This is a genomic window from Sediminitomix flava (genome assembly GCF_003149185.1).
Classification (GTDB): domain Bacteria; phylum Bacteroidota; class Bacteroidia; order Cytophagales; family Flammeovirgaceae; genus Sediminitomix; species Sediminitomix flava.
Genome location: NZ_QGDO01000009.1, coordinates 18443 through 39324 on the forward strand (window position 1 = coordinate 18443; position 20882 = coordinate 39324).

Sequence of the window (20882 nt, forward strand, 5' to 3'; positions counted from 1 at the left end):
GATGAGTACAGACAAAAATATCAAGGTCATAGAAACCAATGATGGCTCAAGTACACTCTTCAATGAAGAACTGAACGAGACTTATCATTCTTCTCATGGCGCACTTACCGAGTCGGAATATGTATTTATAAAAGCAGGAGTAGAGGCTATTTTACCTACCTGTGGCAATCATCTGAAAATTTTTGAAGTAGGTTTCGGAACAGGTCTGAATGCTATTTTGACCATCAAAGAAGCACTCAAACATCCCGATGTACAATTTCACTACGTGAGTGTAGAAGCATTTCCGCTAAAAGAAGAAATTGTAGCCCAACTCAATTATAAATCATTACTAGACGAAAGTTTACACAGCTATTTCGATCAGATACATCAAGTTGAATGGGGAAAAGATATTTCTATTTTACCCAACTTTGTTCTTCATAAAATTGATGGTAAACTAGAAGAGTTTGATTGGGAAGCAGAGTACTTCGATTTGATTTATTTTGATGCTTTTGCCCCAAGTAAACAAGCTGAGATGTGGGAAAAATCTAGTTTTGATATTTGCTACAAAGTCAGTGCTCCTCAGAGCATGTTGGTTACTTATTGTGCAAACGGACAATTCAAAAGAACATTGAAGTCTGCAAACTACATCATTGAAGCTTACCCAGGTCCTCCTGGTAAACGAGAAATGGTAAGAGGACTTAAAGGAATTACACCTACTTATCCACCAAAACTAAAGTATAAAAAGCCTGAATAATGCCATTTTTCGATGATTAAAATCAGAAAACTGTGACATTTACACGTATTAACACCTAATTGTAGAATTAGGTGTTTTTTTTTGACTTCTAAATGACTACCTTAATACAAGTAATATGAAAATGAAGGCGGGCTTTTTTCTTCCCAAATATTGACCATAAAAAATTAAGAGAAGATCACCTGCCATAACTAAGACCAAACCAACAATGAATATTAGGCAAAGACTTTTTGCGTCTATACTGACCTTATTATCTTTTTTGTTTTTGAATAATATTTTTGCGCAAAATTATTCAGTATCAACCTACGGAACTAAAACAGGTTTCCCTTCTGATATTTGTAAAAGTATTGTACAAGACGAGTGGGGCTTTGTATGGATTGCCACTGACGCAGGTATTGTCAGATTCGATGGTAAGAACATCAATGAATATAAAAAATCCCTTCCTAGTCCTTTCATAAAAGACCTTTATGTAGATAAGGGACAAATTTATGTTTCTCATGATTTAGGACTTTCTAAAGTCACTTCTTTTCCTGATTCTGTCTTCTTTGAAACAGTGATTGAAGGAGGACAAACAGGGACAGATTCTACCCTCATTTACCCTAAACGCATATTTAAGGACCAAAATCAGAACTTTTGGATTGCTGAAGGGCAAAGCATTGTAAGAAAATCTCCTGACGGAAAAATCAAACGTTTCGACTTTGGTAGTAGCGAACTGACTACCAGTTTTGAGGTGTCATTTTCATTTACAACCGATGCTAAAGGAAATCTGTACGCCACTTCATTTGTAGGTTCAGTATTCAAATGGAATGCTCAGAAAGAAAAATTTGATAAACTAGGGAAGCTACCCCACTATCATGCAGTCTATTCATTCTTGCATACGAAGGATAATCTTTTCTTAGTGGCTACTGACAAGGGTGTTTATCAGTTCGAGTTAGATGCAAGAAGTAAAATAACTAACTATAAGCATGTCGTTGGTTCATATATTTCTTCTTCACTGAAAAGAAGTAAAAACGGAGACATTTATGCAGGTTTCTTTAACCAAGGTGTTTATGCTTTACATCCTAAAGGAAAAACCTTTGAGCCAGAGCTAATTCCAAATACACTCAACAAGTCAATAAATAATATCACAGAATTGGCTGATGGATCTATTTGGTGTGCTTCATCTGAAGGAATTCTTCAAATTAAAAAGTCTATCTTCAAAACAGAATTTAAAAACTATTTACCAGGCTTTATTCAAACTATACATCCTTACAAGGGAGGGATTATTTACTCTCAATCGGGTGTTTCAATCTTGGAAAAAGTCGGTAAAGATCAATACACAGATAAACTTCTTTTCTTCTTAGATAATGAGTTTGCATCCAAAATTCTCACAAGCGGAGATATTATTTGGGCTGGTTCACAGTTTGGTCGAGTATATAGATTTGACAGCAAATCTAAAAAACTCACAAAGTATCTTCAGAATTCCGATGCAGGATTTGTAAAAGATATGGCTTTCGACCACGATGGAAATGTATGGGTTGCTAGAACACAAAATGGTGGCCTTACAAAAATCAGTGCCGATGGAAAGTTGGTCAAATCTTACCAGAATAACTTCAAAGCTATTCCTGCAAACATTATTGTTTCAAAAGATGGAGAAATCTACGTTCTACAAAATAGTAATGAAGACTATCTGAAAAAATACAATAAAGAAAAAGATACATTTGAGTCTATTTCCGATACAGTTCTACCTTCTGACCTTCCACTTCAATTCAATGACATCATAGAAAGTGAAAATGGAAATTTGATCTTTGCATCAAACATCGGGATACTCAAGTATGATTTTAATACAACTTCAATTCTTCCTTTAGCTGGTATTCCAAATAATTCAGAAGGATTAGCGCTATTGGAAAAAGATGGAAAACTATGGATCACTACTAAATATGGTGTTCTTCAGCGCATCAATGACGATGAACTCGTTATTTACGGAGAACAAAGTGGTATCCCTTCAAATACATATCCTAGAGGAGGTCTTATTGAAGACTCAAAAGGAGGAATTTGGATTGCGACTTCAAAAGGTTTTGCTTACCTAAAAGATGTCTTAGAACCAAGTCCTACGCCTAAAGCACATATCATTAATGCATCTAGCAATGGTGAAAATGAAGGTTCTCTATTTGGTAAACAGACCGTAGAAGTAGCTTACAATGCATATCTGAAATTAAAATTCATCAGCCCTAACTATCCTGCTAAAGGTATTTTATACAAAAGCAGATGGGGGAATGAAGAAGATATTGAGAATATAGAATGGTCTGAGCCAAACAATGAAAATGAGATTGTTCTTCCTCCGTTAAAACCAGGAAAATACATCTACCAATTAAAAGCAAAAGCGAAAGGTGGAAAGCTATGGAGTGAAAACACCAACTTACATTTTGAAGTGGTTACACCTTGGTTCTTCTCACCATTGGCCTTTATTTCTTATATCCTTCTGCTAGCAATTGTCATTTTCATTGGTATCCGAATTTATACTTGGAGACATCATTTGGAAAAGCAACGCCTCGAAAAAATTATTCTGAACAGAACGCAGCAATTGGAAAACAAGAACTACGAACTATCAGAAAAGCAAAGTGAAATTCTTGCACAAAACGAGGAGTTGATCCAGTTGAATGAAGAGGTAGTTTCGCAAAGAGATCATATTGAAGAAAAGAATACGACACTTGAAAATCAGCATCAGCATATCACAGACAGTTTGAGGTATGCTAAAAAGATTCAGTCAGCTATTTTGCCTAGCAATATCGATTTCAAGAATAAGTTTGATGACCATTTCATTCTATTCAAACCAAAAGATTTTGTTTCTGGAGATTATTACTGGACAAAATCAACTGAAGATGCGACTTACTGGGCTGTAGCAGACTGTACAGGACACGGTGTTCCGGGAGCATTTATGTCATTGATCGGAACAACACTTCTCAACCACTCTGTAGTAGAATTAAACATCAGAGAGCCTAAAGATATCCTAGAGAAAGTGCATCAAGGTATTCTGAGAGCTGTTTCTCATGAAGAAGATGCCAATGAAGAAGGGATGACAATGGGACTTTGTATGATCAAAGAAAATCCTGATGGAAACTTTACCGTTAAATTTGCAGGTGCACAGTCGCCACTTCTTTACATTGCTATAGATGGAAAACTTGAACGAATAAAAGGAAATAAGAAAGCTCTTGGTTTCTACAAGGCCAAAAAAGGAGAATTGAATTTAGAACAACATGAATTCATTGTTCCAAAAGGTTGTCAACTATACTTGTACTCTGATGGTTTCCAAGATCAATGTAATAGCGATAAAAAACGTATTGGTTCTACTCGCCTACGTTCAATGCTTATTGAGCTTCAAGGAAAACCAATGACATTCCAAGGAAAGGTTCTTGCTGAATATTTGGAAGAACATCAGGGAGATGAAATACAACGTGATGATATCACAATAGTAGGTGTGAGGCTATAAAATACCGAGCCCTAAATATATAAAGTCACTTCAATTCAGTTTGGAGTGACTTTTTTATTTTCTATTTAAATCACAAAAAGATAGTCTCAAGTATACTACAACTTTCTCCTTAAAGTTATATTATTAGTATTGTGGTCAGCATTTATTACAAATAACAAAAAGAGTATAAAGTATGAATATATAAAGAATTTAGTACTCAACTTTGTATGTAATAATCTTTATACTTGTCTATATTTCAATCAAAATCAAGTGTGTAATATATTCAAACGTCGATACACTTAAAGTAGTTAGGTATAAAATTTGTAACTATTTATAGAATCAACAGCTATCTAAAAAGAAGGTATTCTCTGTTTAATCACAAATTGATTGAATAATGAATGTCTCTATTTAATTTAACACACTTTCTGACCAAGGTACTCAGGAATATATATTTAACTAAAATCAATTCAGAACTCTTTTGTGTCATTTCATTCATGAATAGATTCTTCAAACTATCCTTTTTTATAATACTTAGTATTATTCATTATCAATCAATTGCACAGTATAATTATTATTCTTTAGACCAAAATGAAGCTCTTACATCATCAATCACTGATTTAGAAGCGCATGTAAGTGGGTCTAGCAATTGGGCTACGGTAAGCTCAAAAGCAAATTGGGATTTGGATGATGTTACTGCTAAGATTACAGTTCCTACTGATGATCAAAATGCTCTTGATACTTACCTTAATTCATGGGAAGGGGATATTCTCACTATAAAGGAGGGTATAGCTTTGACTTTTGGTGATGGTAATGGAAGTAGTGATGATTTCACTTATGATGGTCTTGACCCAGTTTTAATTATCATAGCAGGTTCTATTACTTTTGAAAACAAAGCCTCCTTGACATTACCTCCAGGCTCTTCATTAATTATTCTATCAACAGGCTCTCTAAACTCAAATAAATTAAATGGTGCTAATACACCTGAAATTGTAGTAGACACAGGTGGAGCTGGTACTCCTATTTGGGATGGTTCTGACCCAGCTTTAGGTGGTGATGGTTCAATTGATGGCTCAACAACTGGTTCACAAATTATTGATCAAGACAATCCCGCAGGAACTGACACTCCTCTTCCTGTCCAACTCATAAACTTCAATCTAAAACAAGAAGAAGGGAAAATCATACTTGACTGGACTACCGCTACAGAAATCAATACAAAGCGATTTGACGTTGAGCGTTCAATAGATGGGATAAACTTTGAAAGAGTTTCAGCCGTTGATGCAATCGGTGAAAGTCAGTCACTCGTAAACTATCAATATATTGATCAAAACGTTTTAACAGGATACGTATATTTCTATCGCTTGAATATGGTTGATAACGACTATTCAAATCAATATTCAAAAAGTCAAATGATTCAGCTTGATGCTTCTGATCTTAATATTAAGTTCTACCCTAATCCTGTTATAGATCAACTTTCTATTTCAGATATAAAAGGAGGTTTGTCTGAGGTCACGATATATTCTAAAGAAGGGCATAAAGTTTTCCACGCCAAAACTGATGACCATTTTAGAGAAACATTGGATCTTAGTGGTTTGAACACTGGTTTATATATTCTTTCAGTAAAAACAAGTACTGACCATCAGACTTACCGATTCATTAAGCAATAACTGATATTATTACAGATACTCGAACGCGTCTTTTCAACTGAATTGAGAAGACGCGTTTTTATTTTAAATACTATTCGAAGCCATTTTCTTCAAACTTGTATTAAAACTCGTTATCAAGTATATTGATTCAAATAACTAGTGTCAAATCATCTAAATAACTAAAACATGAAAACATTTTTTCTAATCACTTCCTTCCTTTTGGTAAGTGTAATTTCGTTTGCTCAAGAAAAGAAAGAAGAGAACAAAGACGATGTAAATATTCAGATCAATATCAATGAAGAAGATATTGAAAATTGGGTTGGTTCTTTTGCTTTGAGTATGGAAAACATGGGAAATGCCATTGAGAAAATGGTTGAAACAGAACTCAAGCAATTAAAAGAGCTTGAGAAGCTAAAGAACATTGAGATTGACATGAAGGATTTAGACTTAGAAATTGATGGTCTTAATCTTCAGATGAATGGCTTAGAAAATTTGCTCAATGGAACCGAAATGCATTTCACTTTTGAGGAAGATGATAATGTAAATCTGGATGATGATATTCTTGAAGCCATCAAAAAGAAATACGGTTCGGAAGTAGATCGGGTAAAGGAAATGGATATCCGATTTGAAGACTCAGAAGTCTATTTCAAAATTAAAGCGCTTCTGAAAAGCGGAGAAGAGGTCAAGCATAAGTTCCGCAAGAAAATAAATGAAGGTTGTTAATAGATCTTTACATTTTTATAAAAGCTATACTGAACTGTCAGTATAGCTTTTATTTTGCATTGCCTTTTGTTTACAAATGATCATTTGATCCTATGTTTGAAAATAAAAATTAAGAATATTCAATCTTTACATAACACAAATATTCATTGTGATTCCTTAACTAGGGCATGTAACTTTTTAAGATATTCTTTAACAAAACAGTCATTTTAAGGCAAGATTATTGAAATATGATTGATCATACTTCATGAACTAAACGATCTATATTAAAATGCTTCAACAATTAATCAACGGCTTTCGCAGAGAGCCTGTATTGTCATTCTTTATGGCAGTGCTATTTATTCCCTTTACAGTAAGTCTCCTTATCACTCTAATTTAGAATTTTAAGGAGAACACAGTCCCCTTACCATATTCAGATTTTACGCTAATTTCACCGTTGTGTAATTGCATAATCTGTTTAGAAAGATACAACCCGATACCCGATCCATCTTTTTTGGTGGAATAGAAAGGTAAAAACACTTTACTTATTGCTTCTTCTACAATACCACAACCATTGTCTTCTACTTCTATGAGCGGACGATTCATGGTATCAAAACCCAAAGTAAGTCGTACCTCTGCTTGTTCATTTCCTTTTACTGCTTGACGTGCATTTTTCAAAAGATTGATCAATACCATTTCAACTTTCTCTTGGTCAATATGGTGCTTCAGTTTAGGACTATCACATGTATAGATCAAGGATACTTTTGCCTCTTGCATCTCTGTTTTAACAAGCTGTACAATGTCTTGCAAAAGCGTATCCAAATAAGTCTCTTCAAATTCTGGTTTAGGTAAACTTGTATAATCTCGGTATTCATCCAAGAAATTGACCAGTCCTTTACTTCGTTTACTGATGATCGCTAAACTCTCATTCAAATCATCAAAAGTATCATCATCTATTTTTTTCCCATCTGCTAAAGGCTCGCTATCCAATTCCAGAATTTCGATAAGTGTATCTGAAAGTGACATAATTGGAGAAATAGAATTGATGATTTCATGACGTAAGACCGAAGTTAATTTCTGCCAAGACTCTATTTCTTTTTGCTGAAGCTCTGAGTATATATTCTGAATTACAACCAAATTCACCTTTTCTCCACGAAGACGAATTTCATTTTTCAGTACCGAATACCTTTGTTCGTGACTTTGGGTCAATAATACCTTTTTCCCAACAGGCGATTGTACTAGTGTATTCCACCACTGGTAATCCTGCTTTTCTAGTTCTAAGATCAGATGTAAATCTTTCACTTGGAGGTATTGCCCTGCCGCATGGTTTGATAAGATGATTTTCCCTTTTTCATCATAAACCAAAATCCCTGTTTGTATTTGATTCAGTATAAACTCAAGTGAAAGTTGATAAGCTTCTTGTTCAGCACGGTCATCTTTCAGCTTGAAAATGAAGTTTTCTAAGGTCTGCTGAAGTGCGACAAGTCCTGTATCCTTTTTATAATTAGATGAAAACTGAATCGCATAATCTTGGTATTTTACACTCTCAAAAAAGTCTTTCAAAAGCCTATTTGTTTTCTGACTGTATCTGAATAGTTCTATGACTATTCCAACAACAGCAAGTAGCCCTAAAGAAAGCGTGAGTGTTCTTTCTTCCCAATGAAATTGTACCCACATAGTTCCCCATATGGCTATCACCAAAAGTAAGATGCGAAGTAGCATCCCGATCTGAAACTTTCTATAAACCATATTTTTTGACTCTGCGGTATAAAGATGTACGGGTAAGTCCTAACTCATCGGCTGCATGCGTTAGATTTCCTTCGTGTTTTTCCAATGCCTTTTTGATCAATCGCTTTTCGGTATCTTCCAAATTCAAATTTAGGTCTTGTTCTTGAGCCGATGAACTTGTGCTTGTTCGTTCATAAAACTGAAAATCTTCGGCTTGTAGAATCGGTTCATTGGCCATAATTACAGCTCTCTCTATGGCATGTTGTAACTCTCTAACATTTCCGTGCCAATGGTATTTCTCCATTCTACGAAGTGCACCAATTCCAATTCCTGTTATTTCACGATTGTATTTTTGGGCATATATTTCTAAAAAGTATTCGGCTAACAAATGAATATCTTCTTCTCGCTCTCGGAGAGGAGGGAGGTCAATGGAAATCGTATTGATTCTGAATAAAAGATCTTGACGAAACGTTCCTTCTTCCACCATCTTGAACAAATCCATATTTGTTGCACAAATCAGTCTGATATCTATTGGTGTCTCTTTATTACTCCCGACTTTGGTTACTTCTCTTTTTTGGAGAACAGTCAGTAGTTTTTGTTGGAGAGGTAACGATAAATTCCCGATTTCATCTAAAAAAATTGTTCCTTTATCAGCCTCTTCAAAACGCCCAATACGATCTGTTTTTGCATCGGTAAAAGAGCCTTTGGTATGTCCGAAAAGCTCAGATTCAAAAAGTGTTTCTGTCACTGCACCAAGATCAACAGCTACAAAAGTCTCGTCTTTTCGTTCAGAAGCTTCATGAAGTGCTTTGGCTATAACTTCTTTCCCTGTTCCGTTTTCGCCCAAAAGTAAAACACTCGCATCGGTAGGAGCAACTCTTTGAATTTGGTCAAATACTTTTCGCATAGCATTACTCTGACCAATCACTTTCGTTTCCTCCAAATTGATTTCAAGCGTTCCACTCTGGCTTTTTACTTTTTTGAGTTCGATGGCCGTTTTTATAGTATTTAGCAAACGCTCATTGTCCCAAGGCTTGGTCAGAAAGTCAGTAGCACCAGATTTCACTGCTTTTACAGCCAAATCAATGTTTCCGTAGGCTGTGATCAGAATGATCGTGACAGAAGGGGCTAACTGTAAAATTTGATCCATCCAATAAAGTCCTTCCTGTCCACTGTCTACATCTTCAGTGAAGTTCATATCCAGCAAGACCACATCGTAGGCTTCATTGGCAAAACGTAAGGGAATTTTATGCGGATCAGGCTCTATATCTACTTGTACAACATGCCTTTTCAAATACAGTCGAGCTGCTTGAAGCAAATCTTCATTATCGTCAACAATGAGTACTTTACCTATGATCTTATTTCTGGCCATTCTCAAAAAAGTGTATTTCTATAAAAAGTACTTTCCTTCTAAATTCTTCTGTAGTAACCAATTCACAAACTTTCTCCTAATAGTTACCAACAGATGAAAAAGCATAGTTGTTTTTAGTCTTTACAATATAGCAAAGGATGAATTAAATCTTGGAGAGTTGCATCATTTCCAAAACAATTTGAAGCATATCAACTTTTCAATACCATTAATCTTTCTAAATTCGCAGCAAATTACAGAGAGGACACATCATTAAAGATAAACTCACGATGAACCAGAAATATACTACTCAAGGCTATCTGATGGCTATCGGAGCCTATATTATTTGGGGTTTTCTACCCTTGTATTGGAAAGGGCTTCATGAACTACCTGCCTTCGAAATTCTTTCTCATAGAGTGGTTTGGTCTTTCGCCCTATTACTATTGTTCAATTTGGTTATGGGACGAAAGGATATTTTTGCCTATTTCAAATCAGCCAAAACAAGACGTCCACTTTACATCACCTCAATTCTAATTTCACTGAACTGGGTGATCTATATTTTTGCGGTAAATACAGGGCATACAGTAGATGCAAGTTTGGGATATTACATCAATCCGCTTGTCAGTGTTATACTCGGTATGATTTTCTTTAAAGAGAAATTAACCAAAACGACAGCTGTAGCACTAGGACTTGCTACATTGGGTGTACTTTATCAGACTATCAGCTATGGTAAATTCCCTTGGGTAGCAATCAGTTTGGCACTTACTTTTGGTGTTTATGGTCTATTCAAGAAGAAATATGCGCTAGATTCGATTAATAGTCTTATGGTAGAAACCTTGATGGTTACACCTTTCTGTTTGGGCTATGTTATTTTCTTAGGAATAAAAGGAGAGGGGCATATCTATTCAGGAAACATACAACATGATGCCTTATTGATGTTGGCAGGGCTTGTAACCTCAATTCCGTTATACTTATTCGGAGAAGGAGCTAAGAGGATACCTCTATCTGCCATTGGGTTCTTGCAGTACATTGCTCCAACTATGATGCTCTTGATAGGCGTATTCTTTTTTGGAGAAGAATTTACCAACGCACATATCATCAGTTTTGCTTTGATCTGGTCTGGATTAGCGGTTTACACAGTATCGGCAATTCGGAAAATGAAGAAAAGGAAAAAAGAAGAAGTTCTAATCAAATCATAAAAGAAAGCCCTGTGATCAAAAGATGATGACAGGGCTTTTTTATCGAAACTCTAGTAAATTCTTATTTTCTAAAGAACTTACCTTTAATGTGATTTACAGTATCTTCAACTCTTTTAGTCTCAACTGGATTTCCTAAAGTTGTAAACTTCCATCCTTTTACATCACGGTCCAATACTCCCATCAGCATAGAGACATAGCCTTTGTAAGAAATGTCAGCAGACAGGTCAAATGTGGCTAAGACATCTCGAACCTCATGTGAATTACCCTCAAAAATTCGAATCTTAGAATAAGGAATATCAGCAAAATCATGTCCTTCATAAGAATTCAAAAAGAAAAAGATTCGACTCACCTTACTATCAATATCTGAAAGCTTTACTTGGATCACTTCATTATCAAATCCATCATCGCCACCTTCATCTCCAGAACGGTCATCACCACTATGGATAATTGCTAGATCATCTGATTTAAGTTTGTTGAAATAAACAACATCAAGTGCTTCTCCATTTTGATCAAACAATGCCGCAGATGCATCTAGGTCTACTTTTTCTTTTTCGTCGAATAAACCAAAGAATGCTTTCTTTTCAATCATACCCCAGTTCAATCCGATACAAACTTCTCTTAATTGGTTTCCTTCCTTTTCAAGAGAAATAGAACTTCCTTTTTTAAGGTTAATTCCTGTTTTTTTATTCAGTGAAATTGCCATATTTCCTTATGCATAAATGTCTACTAATCCTTGTAATCCTTTTCGATCTCCAAAACCAGAGGCTTTAAAAGTCCATCCATCAACACCTCGAATCAAACGTCCGAATTCTACATCGGTCGCGTCTGAGTATTCAGCATCCAGGTCATATCTAAGGATTTCTGTGTTATTTTCTACATCTACAATTCGAACATAAGCATCTTGTAAATCACCAAAACTAGCACCTACATGGTTGTCATGAACAGAAACTGTTATTAGTATCTCTTTTACCTGTGGGTTTATAAGGTCTAGATTAGCTAAGATCATTTCATCATCACCTTCTCCTGCTCCAGTTCTATTATCACCCGTGTGTTGAACTGATCCATCAGGAGACTTTAGGTTATTGTAGAAAACGAAATATTCGTCTGAAGGAAGCTTTCCATTTTCACCAATCATAAAAACAGATGCGTCTAGATCAAGAGAAGCGTTTGGTTTCAACTCCCATCCTAATCCAATCATAATTTTCTTAAGGGTAGGAGCTTTTTTGGTTAGGTTAATACTTCCTCCCTTTTTTAAAGAAATAGCCATAAAATACAGTTATATAAAAAATAAATAGTTAAGCATAAATATCAACAAGTCCTTGTAAACCTTTGCGTTCACCAATACCAGAAGCTACAAAAGTCCATCCACCATCTTCTCTTACAAGTTTTCCAAATTCTACATCTGTAGCTTCTGAAAACTCATTCCCAAGATTGTATCTTAATACTTCATTTCCAGTATCAACATTAACTAGTCGAATATAAGCATCACTTAATAAGCCAAAAGAATGGTTTCTCTGATCGCCATCATGAATAGTCACTGTAATGATTATTTCTTGAACTGATGGATTAATCAGGTCTAAATTTGCGAGAATCATTTCATCATCGCCTTCACCAGCTCCAGTTCTATTATCACCTGTATGCTGTACTGCTCCATCTGGTGATTTGAGATTATTGTAGAATACAAAGTACTCATCGGCAGGTAACTTTCCATTTGCACCGACCATAAATACCGATGCATCCAAATCAAGAGTAGCCCCAGCTTTTACTTCCCAACCGAGACCAATCATAATTTTCTTAAGAGTTGGTTCTTTTTTACTTAGATTAAATCTGCCACCTTTCTGTAATGATATTGCCATGTCTTATAAAAAATAATTGATAAAGATTTAATAATTAACTATACGACTACAATAGTTAAAAGGTTGATTAATTAGTGTAAATCTATAATTCTAAAAATGAAATATGAGCGGATAAAATCTAGGTGAATAAGCTTATTCATCCTCTGTATTAAAGAAATCATCTATTTTATTTTGTTGCTCACTTTGCTTAAAAAAGTCGTCCATTATTGATTTCTTATCTTTCTCAATTGAAGGATTTTCTTCAGGTTTTGCTGGTATTTTACTTTGTTTCTCGCTAAAAAAATCATTAATCAAATCTTTCTGAGATTTCTGATCAGAGTTCTTTCTGTCCTTTTCCCAAGAAGCTATTACCTCAGACTTTTTCTTGGCATTCTCTTCAAGTTTAGTTTTTAGAAGTTGTTGCTCTTTCTCAGGTGAAACACGCATTAATTGTTGTATTCTTTTCTGGAGGGCTATATCTTTTTTACGCTGTTCTTCTATCTGCAAAGTATTTAACTCTTCTTGAAGGCTATTTACATCGTCATTCAGTTCTATTTGGGCTATTTCATCATCCAATGAGAGTACTTCTTCAGCCATATCGGCTTGTATTTCCATTTTTAATACTTCTTCCTCAAAAAGCTCGATATGATTATCCTTATCCAATTCTGCTAAGTTCTCTTCAAGACTTCTTTGTGTATTGGCACTTTCTAATTTTGCTGAAAGGATAGCTTCTTTATTTTCAATTTCTTCTTTCTGAATTTTCAGTCTTACCAACTGCTTTTCTATTCGGCTTACAGTCAAGTTTATCTCCTTACACATTTCAGCCAACTTATTTTTATAAAGCTTTGTTGTATTTTCCTTTTCAAGATACATTTCAGCTAACCTTTCATGCTTATTCTTCACCGCATCCAATGCCTTCTGATGATGAAGGTTTTGTTCGTTTTCAGCTTCCTGTAACTTACTGATTAGCTCTTTTTGCTTTACAAGCGTATTTTTTAATACAGCATTATTCTTTTCTATTGCAACTTCAACCTCTTGAATAGCCAAACGAATGATTTTTTTAGAATCTTGATTTTCTTCCTTTGTCACGAGTTGCTGAACCTTACTATATAATTTTGCCCACATTTGATTCTTGTTTTAATCAGTAAATGATATAAATACAAAGTAGATAATTCAGTATGAAAAATAAAGATAGAACTAATACTATATGAGCATCTCATCAGATTAAAATAAAAAAGGACTACTTACAGAAGTAGTCCTTTTCATTTAACTATAAATAGCTTTTTATTGATACGTAGAAACGAGTCCTTCCAATCCTTTTGTTGCTCCTTTTCCTAAAGCCTCAAAAGACCATCCAGTTTCTGTTTTCAGAAGTCTTCCGAACTCAATATCTGTTGCATCTGAAAACTCTGAGCCTAAAGAATACCTCGCTACTTCTTTCCTAGTATCAATATTTACCAAGCGAATGTAGGCTTCATTCAAAAGTCCAAAGGATTGTTCCTTCTCAATGGCATTATGAATTGTAGCTGCAATAATCACTTCATGTACCTCTGGGTCTATACTCTCTAGATTTACCAGAAGCATTTCATCATCACCATCTCCAATCCCTGTACGATTGTCCCCTGTGTGCTGAATGGCTCCATCTGGTGATTTGAGGTTGTTGTAGAATACTAGGAATTCACTGGCAATTAACTTTCCGTCTTTTCCAAGCATAAAAGCGGAAGCATCTAGGTCTAGGCTTGCATTGGGCTTCAACTCCCAACCCAATCCAATCATTACTTTTTGAAGTGGTGGTGAGGTGTGAGAAAGATTACATCTTCCTCCTTTTTCAAGAGTGATAGTCATAATTAGGTCTTGTTACTTTTTATTCGGGCTACAATTTATTCGAAAATATTTATCGTAAAGAAGCTTTAACTTATTAATCAAAAATCTTCAAGGATGAAGTAATTCATAGCTTCCGAATGTACAATGTAGATAGGATGACTCTAAAAAACTAGGGTACAAAAAAAGCCCTTAGAACTAAATCTAAGAGCTTATTGTGACCTCCGCAGGATTCAAACCTGCAACCTTCTGAGCCGTAATCAGATGCTCTATTCAGTTGAGCTAGGAGGCCGTTTTTGTTTTAAAGCGTTGCAAAGGTAAGAAGGATTTCCATATCTGCAAACCTTAAATCCTAAATAAAATTTAAGCTAAGATTCTTCATCCACTTATTTCTCTGATTCTGTGAAATGTACATGAGTAACTTTTTTTTAATTTTTCTTCTACATTTTTTCTCCAGCTTTCAGAATTTAGTGAAAAAAGAAAAACATGGAAGTCATCTATAAAAGTAAGTACCACGTAATCGAGTATTCTCCAGAAACCCAAACTATGTCTAACTATTGGTTAGATGAAAGTAATAACCTTGATGCAGTAAGTTATAAACAGGAGGTTCTTGTTTGGTTAGATATGTACGCAAAGAAGAAACCTGAATTTCTGTTCACAGACCTTACCAACTTTACTTATACTATTTCTCCTGAAGAACAAGAGTGGGCTAGTATAGAAACACAGTTTTTCTACTCAGAGGACGAATGTAAAAAACATGCTTTCATTGTCAGTGATGATTTCTTTTCTCAGTTATCTGTAGAACAAGGAATAGAAAATACAATGGACAAAAGTATAGAGCTAAAAGTGCAGTATTTTCAGTCTAAAGAAAAAGCATGTATGTGGTTATACAATAAAACCCAAGTCAATTAAACACTGACTTGGGCTTTATTTATCTTTATATAGCTATTTATTAGTTCAATTCAACCAATTTGAAACCTTGACCGTGTACGTTCACAATCTTCAGTTTTTCATCTGGCTTCAAGAACTTTCTTAATTTCGTAATATAAACATCCATACTTCTAGAGTTGAAATAGTTATCGTCTAACCAAATCTTCTTCAGTGCCTCTGAACGATCCATTACTTCATTTTTATAAATGGCTAATAAACGTAGCAAAGCAGACTCTTTTGAAGTCAAGCGTTGCTCATCGCCATTTAGCGTATTGGTCAATAACTGTGCATTGAAGTCAAATGAGAAAATTCCTACTTCAAATATCGTTTGTGTCTCTTTAGAGGATGTATCTTTCTTCGATCTTCTAAGGATTGCTTGTATACGTGCCAAAAGCTCTTCCATACTGAAAGGCTTGGTCATATAATCATCACCACCTACGGCAAATCCTTGTAGCGTATCTTCTTTCAAAGACTTGGCTGTAAGGAAAAGAATAGGCGTTTCTGTATCTCTTTCACGGATTTTTTTCGCTAAGGTAAATCCATCTACCTTAGGCATCATCACGTCAAATATACAGATGTCATATGTATCTTCAGTATATGCATTGTAACCTTCTTCTCCGTCAGTACGGTGAGTTACATCATATCCTTTAACTTCAAGATATTCTTTTAGAAGCATTCCCAAGTTTGGGTCATCCTCAGCTAATAGCACCTTCGTTTTGTCCATGCTTATGCGGTAAATATATAATGAATGAGGTTCCTTTATTTAGTTCACTTTTTACTTTGATGTCTCCTTTATGTGCACTCACAATTCGTTTCACATAACTCAACCCGAGACCAAAGCCTTTGACATTATGTACGTTTCCTGTCGGAACTCTGTAAAATTTGTCAAAGATTTTATGTACTTGATCTTTTGCAATACCCTGTCCTTTATCAGAAACGATAATTCTTACTCCTTGGTTACTATCAACCGTACGAATTTCAATTTCTGGTTTTTCAGGAGAATACTTAATGGCATTATCCAAAAGGTTATATACTATATTGGTTAAATGCACTTCATCTCCTTCAATAATAGGATTTGTAGCCTGTAAATCAGCAGATAACTTCCCTTCTCTTTGCTCAATCTGAAGATGTGTATTCTCTAGTGCTTTTTCTACAACCTGATGTAGGTTAATAGGAACTACTTTAAGTTTAAAATCTTCTTTTTCTAAACGAGCAATCTGTAATACTTTCTCTACTTGTGTGGAAAGACGTTTATTTTCGTCTTTAATCACATTCAAATATCGATTCGAAATAGATGGAATCTTTTGAATATCTGGATCAAGCAGTGCTTCACAAGCCAATGAGACCGTTGAGATTGGCGTCTTAAGCTCGTGAGTCATATTACTGATGAAGTCATTTGTAATCTCAGATAGCTTTTTCTGTAAAATGATCGTTCTGATTGCAAATACAAATGAGAAGATTGTTAACAGTATGAATAAACAAGATGAAAGCAATACAATTCCCATTTTCTGAACAATGATTTTATATTCATCAGGAAATGTAACATAAAGCATATTTCTACTATCAAAGATATCTTTTGGAAAAAGCTTTATTCTGTGTTCTGACTCTAAAATACTGTTCTTCTTGGCTTCATTGCTACAAATCACAACTTCATTGTCATGTCCGTGATCGAGGTCTGTACTTCTTACAGCAAAATCATATTTTACCAATAAACCTCTATTCACTAACTCTTGAGTCAATAAAGAATCTAGCAATGATTGATCTATTCTATCTTTTATATCTTGTCCTTCACTACTCAGTACTAACTCTCTCAAAATATTTCGAATAAAGTCGGACTTCATTGCAATTTTAGCGATTCGCTCTTCTTGCTGTCCATCCACTGTATCCGAATCAATAAACATATTCGGGAAATCTCCTTTAGGGAGTTCTAACCGAACTTTTGAGTCCATATCAGTTAGACTTTTCTTCTTTACAACACCCGTTTGGAAGATTTTAGTCTTTTCCATGACTTCAAAGACAAATCCACTTTCTTCCAGACTCTTAGAACTAAATGTCTTAGTGACATCAAACTGATGTGCTTTAGTCCATGTTGCAGAAGAACTTGCAGTGTCAGCCTGTACCATAACATCGTCATTAGAAACATTGACCTGCTTCAACTCTTGCTTGGCAAGATAGATTGCTTCTCTTTGTTCCAAACGCGAGACCACAGCTGTCAATACTTCATTGACTTCTGATCGAAAATGATCTTTCTTCACTCTTATTGCTTCCTGAATCCAGTAGAACTGTAAGATCGTCAGTCCTAGCATAGCAATACTTGTGAGTGAGATAATCGATATTAACTTCTTCTTTGTCACAGTGCCTCCCTACTAAATGTATTATCGTTTCTACGTTCTGAGTTCTACGAATGTAAGGCTTGTTAATTTAAAATCGTTTTATTTGGCACATAAAATTTGCTAAACTTTGATAAGAAACCAAAAACCTATACTTCCTATAAGAGCTTCAAAATGTGCATATAACAAAGGCATAGCCTATTCAGCTATGCCTTCATTTTTAATTTAAAGCTATACTTATCTTGATTCTAGTACTCTGTTTATACCTTCTTCTAGTGGTAATAAATCTCGACCAAGTAAGTTTCGCATTTTTTCAATGTCTGGTTGACGGCGTGTCATATCACCTTCTTCCAATGGTGGTAGGTGTACAATCTTAGAGGTAGAACCTGTTAGTTTTACAATAGTCTCTGCTAGCTCTAAAATTGTTACAATTTTATCATTACCTAAGTTTACGACATCATTTACATGCTTATCTTCATAAAGGCATTTTACAGTAGCATCTAAATTATCATCGATAAAACAGAAGGTACGAGTCTGATTTCCTTCTCCGTAAACCGTAATATCTTTATTTTGCTTAGCAGCACTAATAAACTTAGACATTACAAAGTCTGTACTTTGCAATGGACCGTAAGTATTAAAGAATCTGAAGATTGTATATTCTAAACCATACTCTTGGTAGAATGATTTACAATATGCTTCTCCTAAGTTCTTTACGATAGCGTAAGGTAGTCTAGAGTTTAAAGGAGTTGTCACCTCATGCTGTGGTAAATGCACAGGCTCTCCATATACCTCTGAAGAAGATGAATAAAAGACTCTTTTTACACCTGTACTCTTAGACAGGTTAAGTATATTTTCAATTCCTTTGATATCATCCAGAACCATTACAGGGTTGTCTAGGGTACGTTTTACCCCAACAACAGCAGCATAATGGAAAACATAATCAAATTTATAAGCTGTCATAATTGGTGCGATATCATTATAGACATTCACATCACACTTTATAAACTTGACATTATCTCTTTGTGGAATATTCTCTTTTCTCCCAGTTAAAAAATTATCAACTAAGACAAGGAAGTTATCTGGGTCTTCTGCCAAACGCTCCGCAAGTGATGCTGGAATAAATCCTGCTCCACCTGTAATTAAAATATTTCTCCTGTAAGTACTCATTTGGGTAATTCTATTCTTTAGGACTATTGTACTGGATTGTACAATAATAATACCGTATCCTTTTCAAAAAGTACAAATTAAAAAAAGCCCTTTGGAAAACTTCTTTGAAATATTCCAAAGGACTCTATGTATTGTTACAATATTTTATTTGTCCCTAAATACCAATTTGATTGGAATTCCCTCGAATGGGAAGTGCTCACGCATCTTATTTTCCAGAAAACGTTTGTAAGGATCCTTAATATGTTTCGGGAAGTTACAGAAAAAGGCAAACGTTGGATTATGCGTAGGAAGTTGTGTGATATATTTAATCTTGATGTATTTACCACGGTATGCAGGTGGAGGATATCTTTCAATTTCTTTCTGCATAACTTCATTTAGCTTAGAAGTAGAAATCTTAGTGACTTTATTTTCATAAATTTCTACCGCTTTTTCCATTACTCTCAATACACGTTGTTTCGTGAGTACCGAAGTAAAAATGATTGGAATATAGCTGAATGAACCTAATCGATCTCTGATATCTTTTTCTACATTACGGGCTGTGTTGGTTTCTTTTTCCACCAAATCCCATTTGTTCATCATAATCACTACCCCTTTCTTATTCTTTTGAGCTAGGTTTACAATGTTGATATCTTGAGCTTCCAATCCACGTGTTGCATCTACTACCACTATACAGATATCTGAATCTTCAATAGCCCTCAATGCACGTAGAACAGAATAGAATTCGATATCTTCATGTACTTTAGATTTCTTACGAATACCTGCTGTATCTACCAATACAAAATCCTTTCCGAAAGCCGTATAATGAGAATCGACAGTATCACGAGTTGTTCCTGCAATATCAGTAACAATACTTCTTTCTTTATTTAGAAGTAAGTTTACCAATGAAGACTTACCCGCATTCGGACGTCCTACAATTGCAATTTTTGGAATGTGATCTTCTTCAACTTCTGGCTCTGGCTCAAAGTGTGAAGTAACCGCATCCAAAAGCTCACCTGTACCATAACCATTTGATGCCGATACAGGATAAACATCTCCCATACCTAAAGCATAAAAGTCTCCAGCCATTTGTACACGTTCTGTAGTATCAGCTTTGTTACATACTACATAAACAGGTTTCTTAGAACGGCGAAGAACCTTTGCAAAATCATTATCTAAACCTGTAAGTCCGTCATAAATATCTACAACGAACAAAATGACAGAGGCTTCTTCCAAAGCCATTTCTACTTGACTACGGATCGCTCCTTCGAAAATATCATCCGAACCATGAACGTACCCGCCTGTATCTATAACTGTAAAACGTTTATCAGTCCACTCACCTGTGCCATAATGACGATCTCGGGTCACGCCACTATGGTCATCCATAATTGCATCCCTTTTTCCTACAAGCCTATTGTAAAGGGTAGATTTCCCAACATTGGGTCTCCCTACAATTGCTACAATATTTGCCATATTATTTTCTTATAAATGATGCCCTATCTTTTCAGATCGGGTTACATACATATTTCGAGTAGTCTCCCGACTAGTCTTCATTGCTAGAAGAATGCTTGTTGTGGCAATCTCTAGCTATAAAAAAACGAGTAGAAAAGAGTTGGAGTTCTTTTGTAACCTACTCTGAACCTAAATTTTAGGAGGCTCTCTTTTAATTAAGCTGCAAATATCCGAATGATATTTGAAAAGGTCATAGCTTATTCCTTTTTATTCCAAGATTTGGCTAAACTTTTTGTTTTTAGATGCTATAATTATCTCAATATTTTATAACAGTATACTTATTTTAGTATAGTTTCTATTCCACTGAATCTTTAAACCAAAGAAATCATGAGCTTCAGCAGCAAAAGCAATTCACAGTACTTTTTCCTTCTTTTTGCCGCGCGATTTCGCCCACTTTCGTACCAAATCGAACTTCATAAATGAACACTTTCGAAAAAAACAGGCTTAAATAGCGTATTTGGAGCTATTCTTTTTTTTGGCACAGCCCTTGAAATTCTCTTTTTCGACTGATTAACT

At 35.1% G+C, this 20882-nt stretch carries 17 protein-coding genes and 1 tRNA gene; 6 read left to right on the top strand and 12 right to left on the bottom strand.

Translation table 11 applies throughout. The features are described 5' to 3' along the window. Nucleotide 1: 1 nt before the first annotated feature. From mnmD to BC781_RS22730, 4 genes are all read left to right on the top strand, one after another. Nucleotides 2-733: a tRNA (5-methylaminomethyl-2-thiouridine)(34)-methyltransferase MnmD gene (gene mnmD / locus BC781_RS22715; protein ID WP_109622324.1), complete on the top strand. Its 732-nt coding sequence runs from the start codon at nucleotides 2-4 to the stop codon at nucleotides 731-733. 205 nt (nucleotides 734-938) lie between these two features. Beyond that, nucleotides 939-4199, top strand: coding sequence for a SpoIIE family protein phosphatase (locus BC781_RS22720; RefSeq protein ID WP_109622326.1), 3261 nt, complete (start codon nucleotides 939-941; stop codon nucleotides 4197-4199). Between the two features lie 473 nt (nucleotides 4200-4672). Continuing rightward, nucleotides 4673-5842 (top strand): T9SS type A sorting domain-containing protein, encoded by a 1170-nt coding sequence (locus BC781_RS22725; RefSeq protein WP_158281562.1) that lies wholly within the window; start codon nucleotides 4673-4675, stop codon nucleotides 5840-5842. A gap of 165 nt (nucleotides 5843-6007) precedes the next feature. Beyond that, nucleotides 6008-6544, top strand: a complete 537-nt coding sequence (locus tag BC781_RS22730) for a hypothetical protein (RefSeq protein WP_109622330.1) — start codon at nucleotides 6008-6010, stop codon at nucleotides 6542-6544. Nucleotides 6545-6916: 372 nt separating this feature from the next. Here BC781_RS22730 and BC781_RS22735 read toward each other — a convergent pair whose 3' ends face one another. After that, entirely contained in the window at nucleotides 6917-8269 is a 1353-nt protein-coding gene (locus BC781_RS22735; RefSeq protein ID WP_109622332.1) for a sensor histidine kinase, read from the bottom strand. After that, on the bottom strand, nucleotides 8259-9620 hold the full coding sequence (locus tag BC781_RS22740) for a sigma-54-dependent transcriptional regulator (RefSeq protein WP_109622334.1): 1362 nt from the start codon (nucleotides 9618-9620) through the stop codon (nucleotides 8259-8261). The genes BC781_RS22735 and BC781_RS22740 overlap by 11 nt, the downstream gene beginning before the upstream one ends. A gap of 266 nt (nucleotides 9621-9886) precedes the next feature. Here BC781_RS22740 and rarD point away from each other — a divergent pair, with 266 nt between their 5' ends. Further along, the gene (gene rarD / locus BC781_RS22745) at nucleotides 9887-10795 is read left to right on the top strand and encodes an EamA family transporter RarD (RefSeq protein WP_109622337.1); all 909 of its coding nucleotides are present in this window, start codon (nucleotides 9887-9889) and stop codon (nucleotides 10793-10795) included. 61 nt (nucleotides 10796-10856) lie between these two features. Here the strand turns inward: rarD and BC781_RS22750 are convergent, their stop codons facing one another. From BC781_RS22750 to BC781_RS22775, 6 genes are all read right to left on the bottom strand, one after another. After that, complete coding sequence (locus BC781_RS22750; RefSeq protein ID WP_109622339.1) at nucleotides 10857-11498, bottom strand: TerD family protein; 642 nt, start codon at nucleotides 11496-11498, stop codon at nucleotides 10857-10859. A gap of 6 nt (nucleotides 11499-11504) precedes the next feature. Further along, nucleotides 11505-12062: a TerD family protein gene (locus BC781_RS22755; protein WP_109622341.1), complete on the bottom strand. Its 558-nt coding sequence runs from the start codon at nucleotides 12060-12062 to the stop codon at nucleotides 11505-11507. Nucleotides 12063-12090: 28 nt separating this feature from the next. Next, nucleotides 12091-12651: a TerD family protein gene (locus BC781_RS22760; RefSeq protein ID WP_109622343.1), complete on the bottom strand. Its 561-nt coding sequence runs from the start codon at nucleotides 12649-12651 to the stop codon at nucleotides 12091-12093. A gap of 132 nt (nucleotides 12652-12783) precedes the next feature. Continuing rightward, nucleotides 12784-13755 (bottom strand): PspA/IM30 family protein, encoded by a 972-nt coding sequence (locus tag BC781_RS22765; RefSeq protein WP_109622345.1) that lies wholly within the window; start codon nucleotides 13753-13755, stop codon nucleotides 12784-12786. Between the two features lie 159 nt (nucleotides 13756-13914). Next, nucleotides 13915-14475 carry a TerD family protein gene (locus BC781_RS22770; protein ID WP_109622347.1) on the bottom strand — a complete coding sequence of 187 codons (561 nt, stop codon included), beginning with the start codon at nucleotides 14473-14475 and terminating at the stop codon, nucleotides 13915-13917. A 194-nt stretch (nucleotides 14476-14669) separates the two neighbouring features. Beyond that, a tRNA-Arg gene (locus BC781_RS22775) sits at nucleotides 14670-14743 on the bottom strand. Nucleotides 14744-14937: 194 nt separating this feature from the next. On the opposite strand from BC781_RS22775, the gene BC781_RS22780 reads away from it, so the two are divergent. Continuing rightward, a complete protein-coding gene (locus BC781_RS22780; RefSeq protein ID WP_109622349.1) occupies nucleotides 14938-15363 on the top strand; it encodes a hypothetical protein in 426 nt (141 codons plus the stop codon). Between the two features lie 40 nt (nucleotides 15364-15403). Here BC781_RS22780 and BC781_RS22785 read toward each other — a convergent pair whose 3' ends face one another. The 4 genes from BC781_RS22785 to der form a co-directional block, all read right to left on the bottom strand. Further along, a complete protein-coding gene (locus BC781_RS22785) occupies nucleotides 15404-16105 on the bottom strand; it encodes a response regulator transcription factor (RefSeq protein ID WP_109622351.1) in 702 nt (233 codons plus the stop codon). After that, nucleotides 16077-17687 (bottom strand): sensor histidine kinase, encoded by a 1611-nt coding sequence (locus BC781_RS22790; RefSeq protein WP_109622353.1) that lies wholly within the window; start codon nucleotides 17685-17687, stop codon nucleotides 16077-16079. The genes BC781_RS22785 and BC781_RS22790 overlap by 29 nt, the downstream gene beginning before the upstream one ends. Nucleotides 17688-17948: 261 nt before the next feature. Continuing rightward, complete coding sequence (locus BC781_RS22795; RefSeq protein WP_109622355.1) at nucleotides 17949-18878, bottom strand: NAD-dependent epimerase/dehydratase family protein; 930 nt, start codon at nucleotides 18876-18878, stop codon at nucleotides 17949-17951. Between the two features lie 144 nt (nucleotides 18879-19022). Then, nucleotides 19023-20327 (bottom strand): ribosome biogenesis GTPase Der, encoded by a 1305-nt coding sequence (gene der / locus BC781_RS22800; RefSeq protein ID WP_109622357.1) that lies wholly within the window; start codon nucleotides 20325-20327, stop codon nucleotides 19023-19025. Nucleotides 20328-20882: the final 555 nt, after the last annotated feature.

What these genes read in the sequence shown, in the direction of transcription:
- mnmD (WP_109622324.1), top strand. Translation starts at nt 2, where the DNA reads ATGAGTACAGACAAAAATATCAAGGTCATAGAAACCAATGATGGCTCA.
- BC781_RS22720 (WP_109622326.1), top strand. Translation starts at nt 939, where the DNA reads ATGAATATTAGGCAAAGACTTTTTGCGTCTATACTGACCTTATTATCT.
- BC781_RS22725 (WP_158281562.1), top strand. Translation starts at nt 4,673, where the DNA reads ATGAATAGATTCTTCAAACTATCCTTTTTTATAATACTTAGTATTATT.
- BC781_RS22730 (WP_109622330.1), top strand. Translation starts at nt 6,008, where the DNA reads ATGAAAACATTTTTTCTAATCACTTCCTTCCTTTTGGTAAGTGTAATT.
- BC781_RS22735 (WP_109622332.1), bottom strand. Translation starts at nt 8,269, where the DNA reads ATGGTTTATAGAAAGTTTCAGATCGGGATGCTACTTCGCATCTTACTT.
- BC781_RS22740 (WP_109622334.1), bottom strand. Translation starts at nt 9,620, where the DNA reads ATGGCCAGAAATAAGATCATAGGTAAAGTACTCATTGTTGACGATAAT.
- rarD (WP_109622337.1), top strand. Translation starts at nt 9,887, where the DNA reads ATGAACCAGAAATATACTACTCAAGGCTATCTGATGGCTATCGGAGCC.
- BC781_RS22750 (WP_109622339.1), bottom strand. Translation starts at nt 11,498, where the DNA reads ATGGCAATTTCACTGAATAAAAAAACAGGAATTAACCTTAAAAAAGGA.
- BC781_RS22755 (WP_109622341.1), bottom strand. Translation starts at nt 12,062, where the DNA reads ATGGCTATTTCTTTAAAAAAGGGAGGAAGTATTAACCTAACCAAAAAA.
- BC781_RS22760 (WP_109622343.1), bottom strand. Translation starts at nt 12,651, where the DNA reads ATGGCAATATCATTACAGAAAGGTGGCAGATTTAATCTAAGTAAAAAA.
- BC781_RS22765 (WP_109622345.1), bottom strand. Translation starts at nt 13,755, where the DNA reads ATGTGGGCAAAATTATATAGTAAGGTTCAGCAACTCGTGACAAAGGAA.
- BC781_RS22770 (WP_109622347.1), bottom strand. Translation starts at nt 14,475, where the DNA reads ATGACTATCACTCTTGAAAAAGGAGGAAGATGTAATCTTTCTCACACC.
- BC781_RS22780 (WP_109622349.1), top strand. Translation starts at nt 14,938, where the DNA reads ATGGAAGTCATCTATAAAAGTAAGTACCACGTAATCGAGTATTCTCCA.
- BC781_RS22785 (WP_109622351.1), bottom strand. Translation starts at nt 16,105, where the DNA reads ATGGACAAAACGAAGGTGCTATTAGCTGAGGATGACCCAAACTTGGGA.
- BC781_RS22790 (WP_109622353.1), bottom strand. Translation starts at nt 17,687, where the DNA reads ATGCTAGGACTGACGATCTTACAGTTCTACTGGATTCAGGAAGCAATA.
- BC781_RS22795 (WP_109622355.1), bottom strand. Translation starts at nt 18,878, where the DNA reads ATGAGTACTTACAGGAGAAATATTTTAATTACAGGTGGAGCAGGATTT.
- der (WP_109622357.1), bottom strand. Translation starts at nt 20,327, where the DNA reads ATGGCAAATATTGTAGCAATTGTAGGGAGACCCAATGTTGGGAAATCT.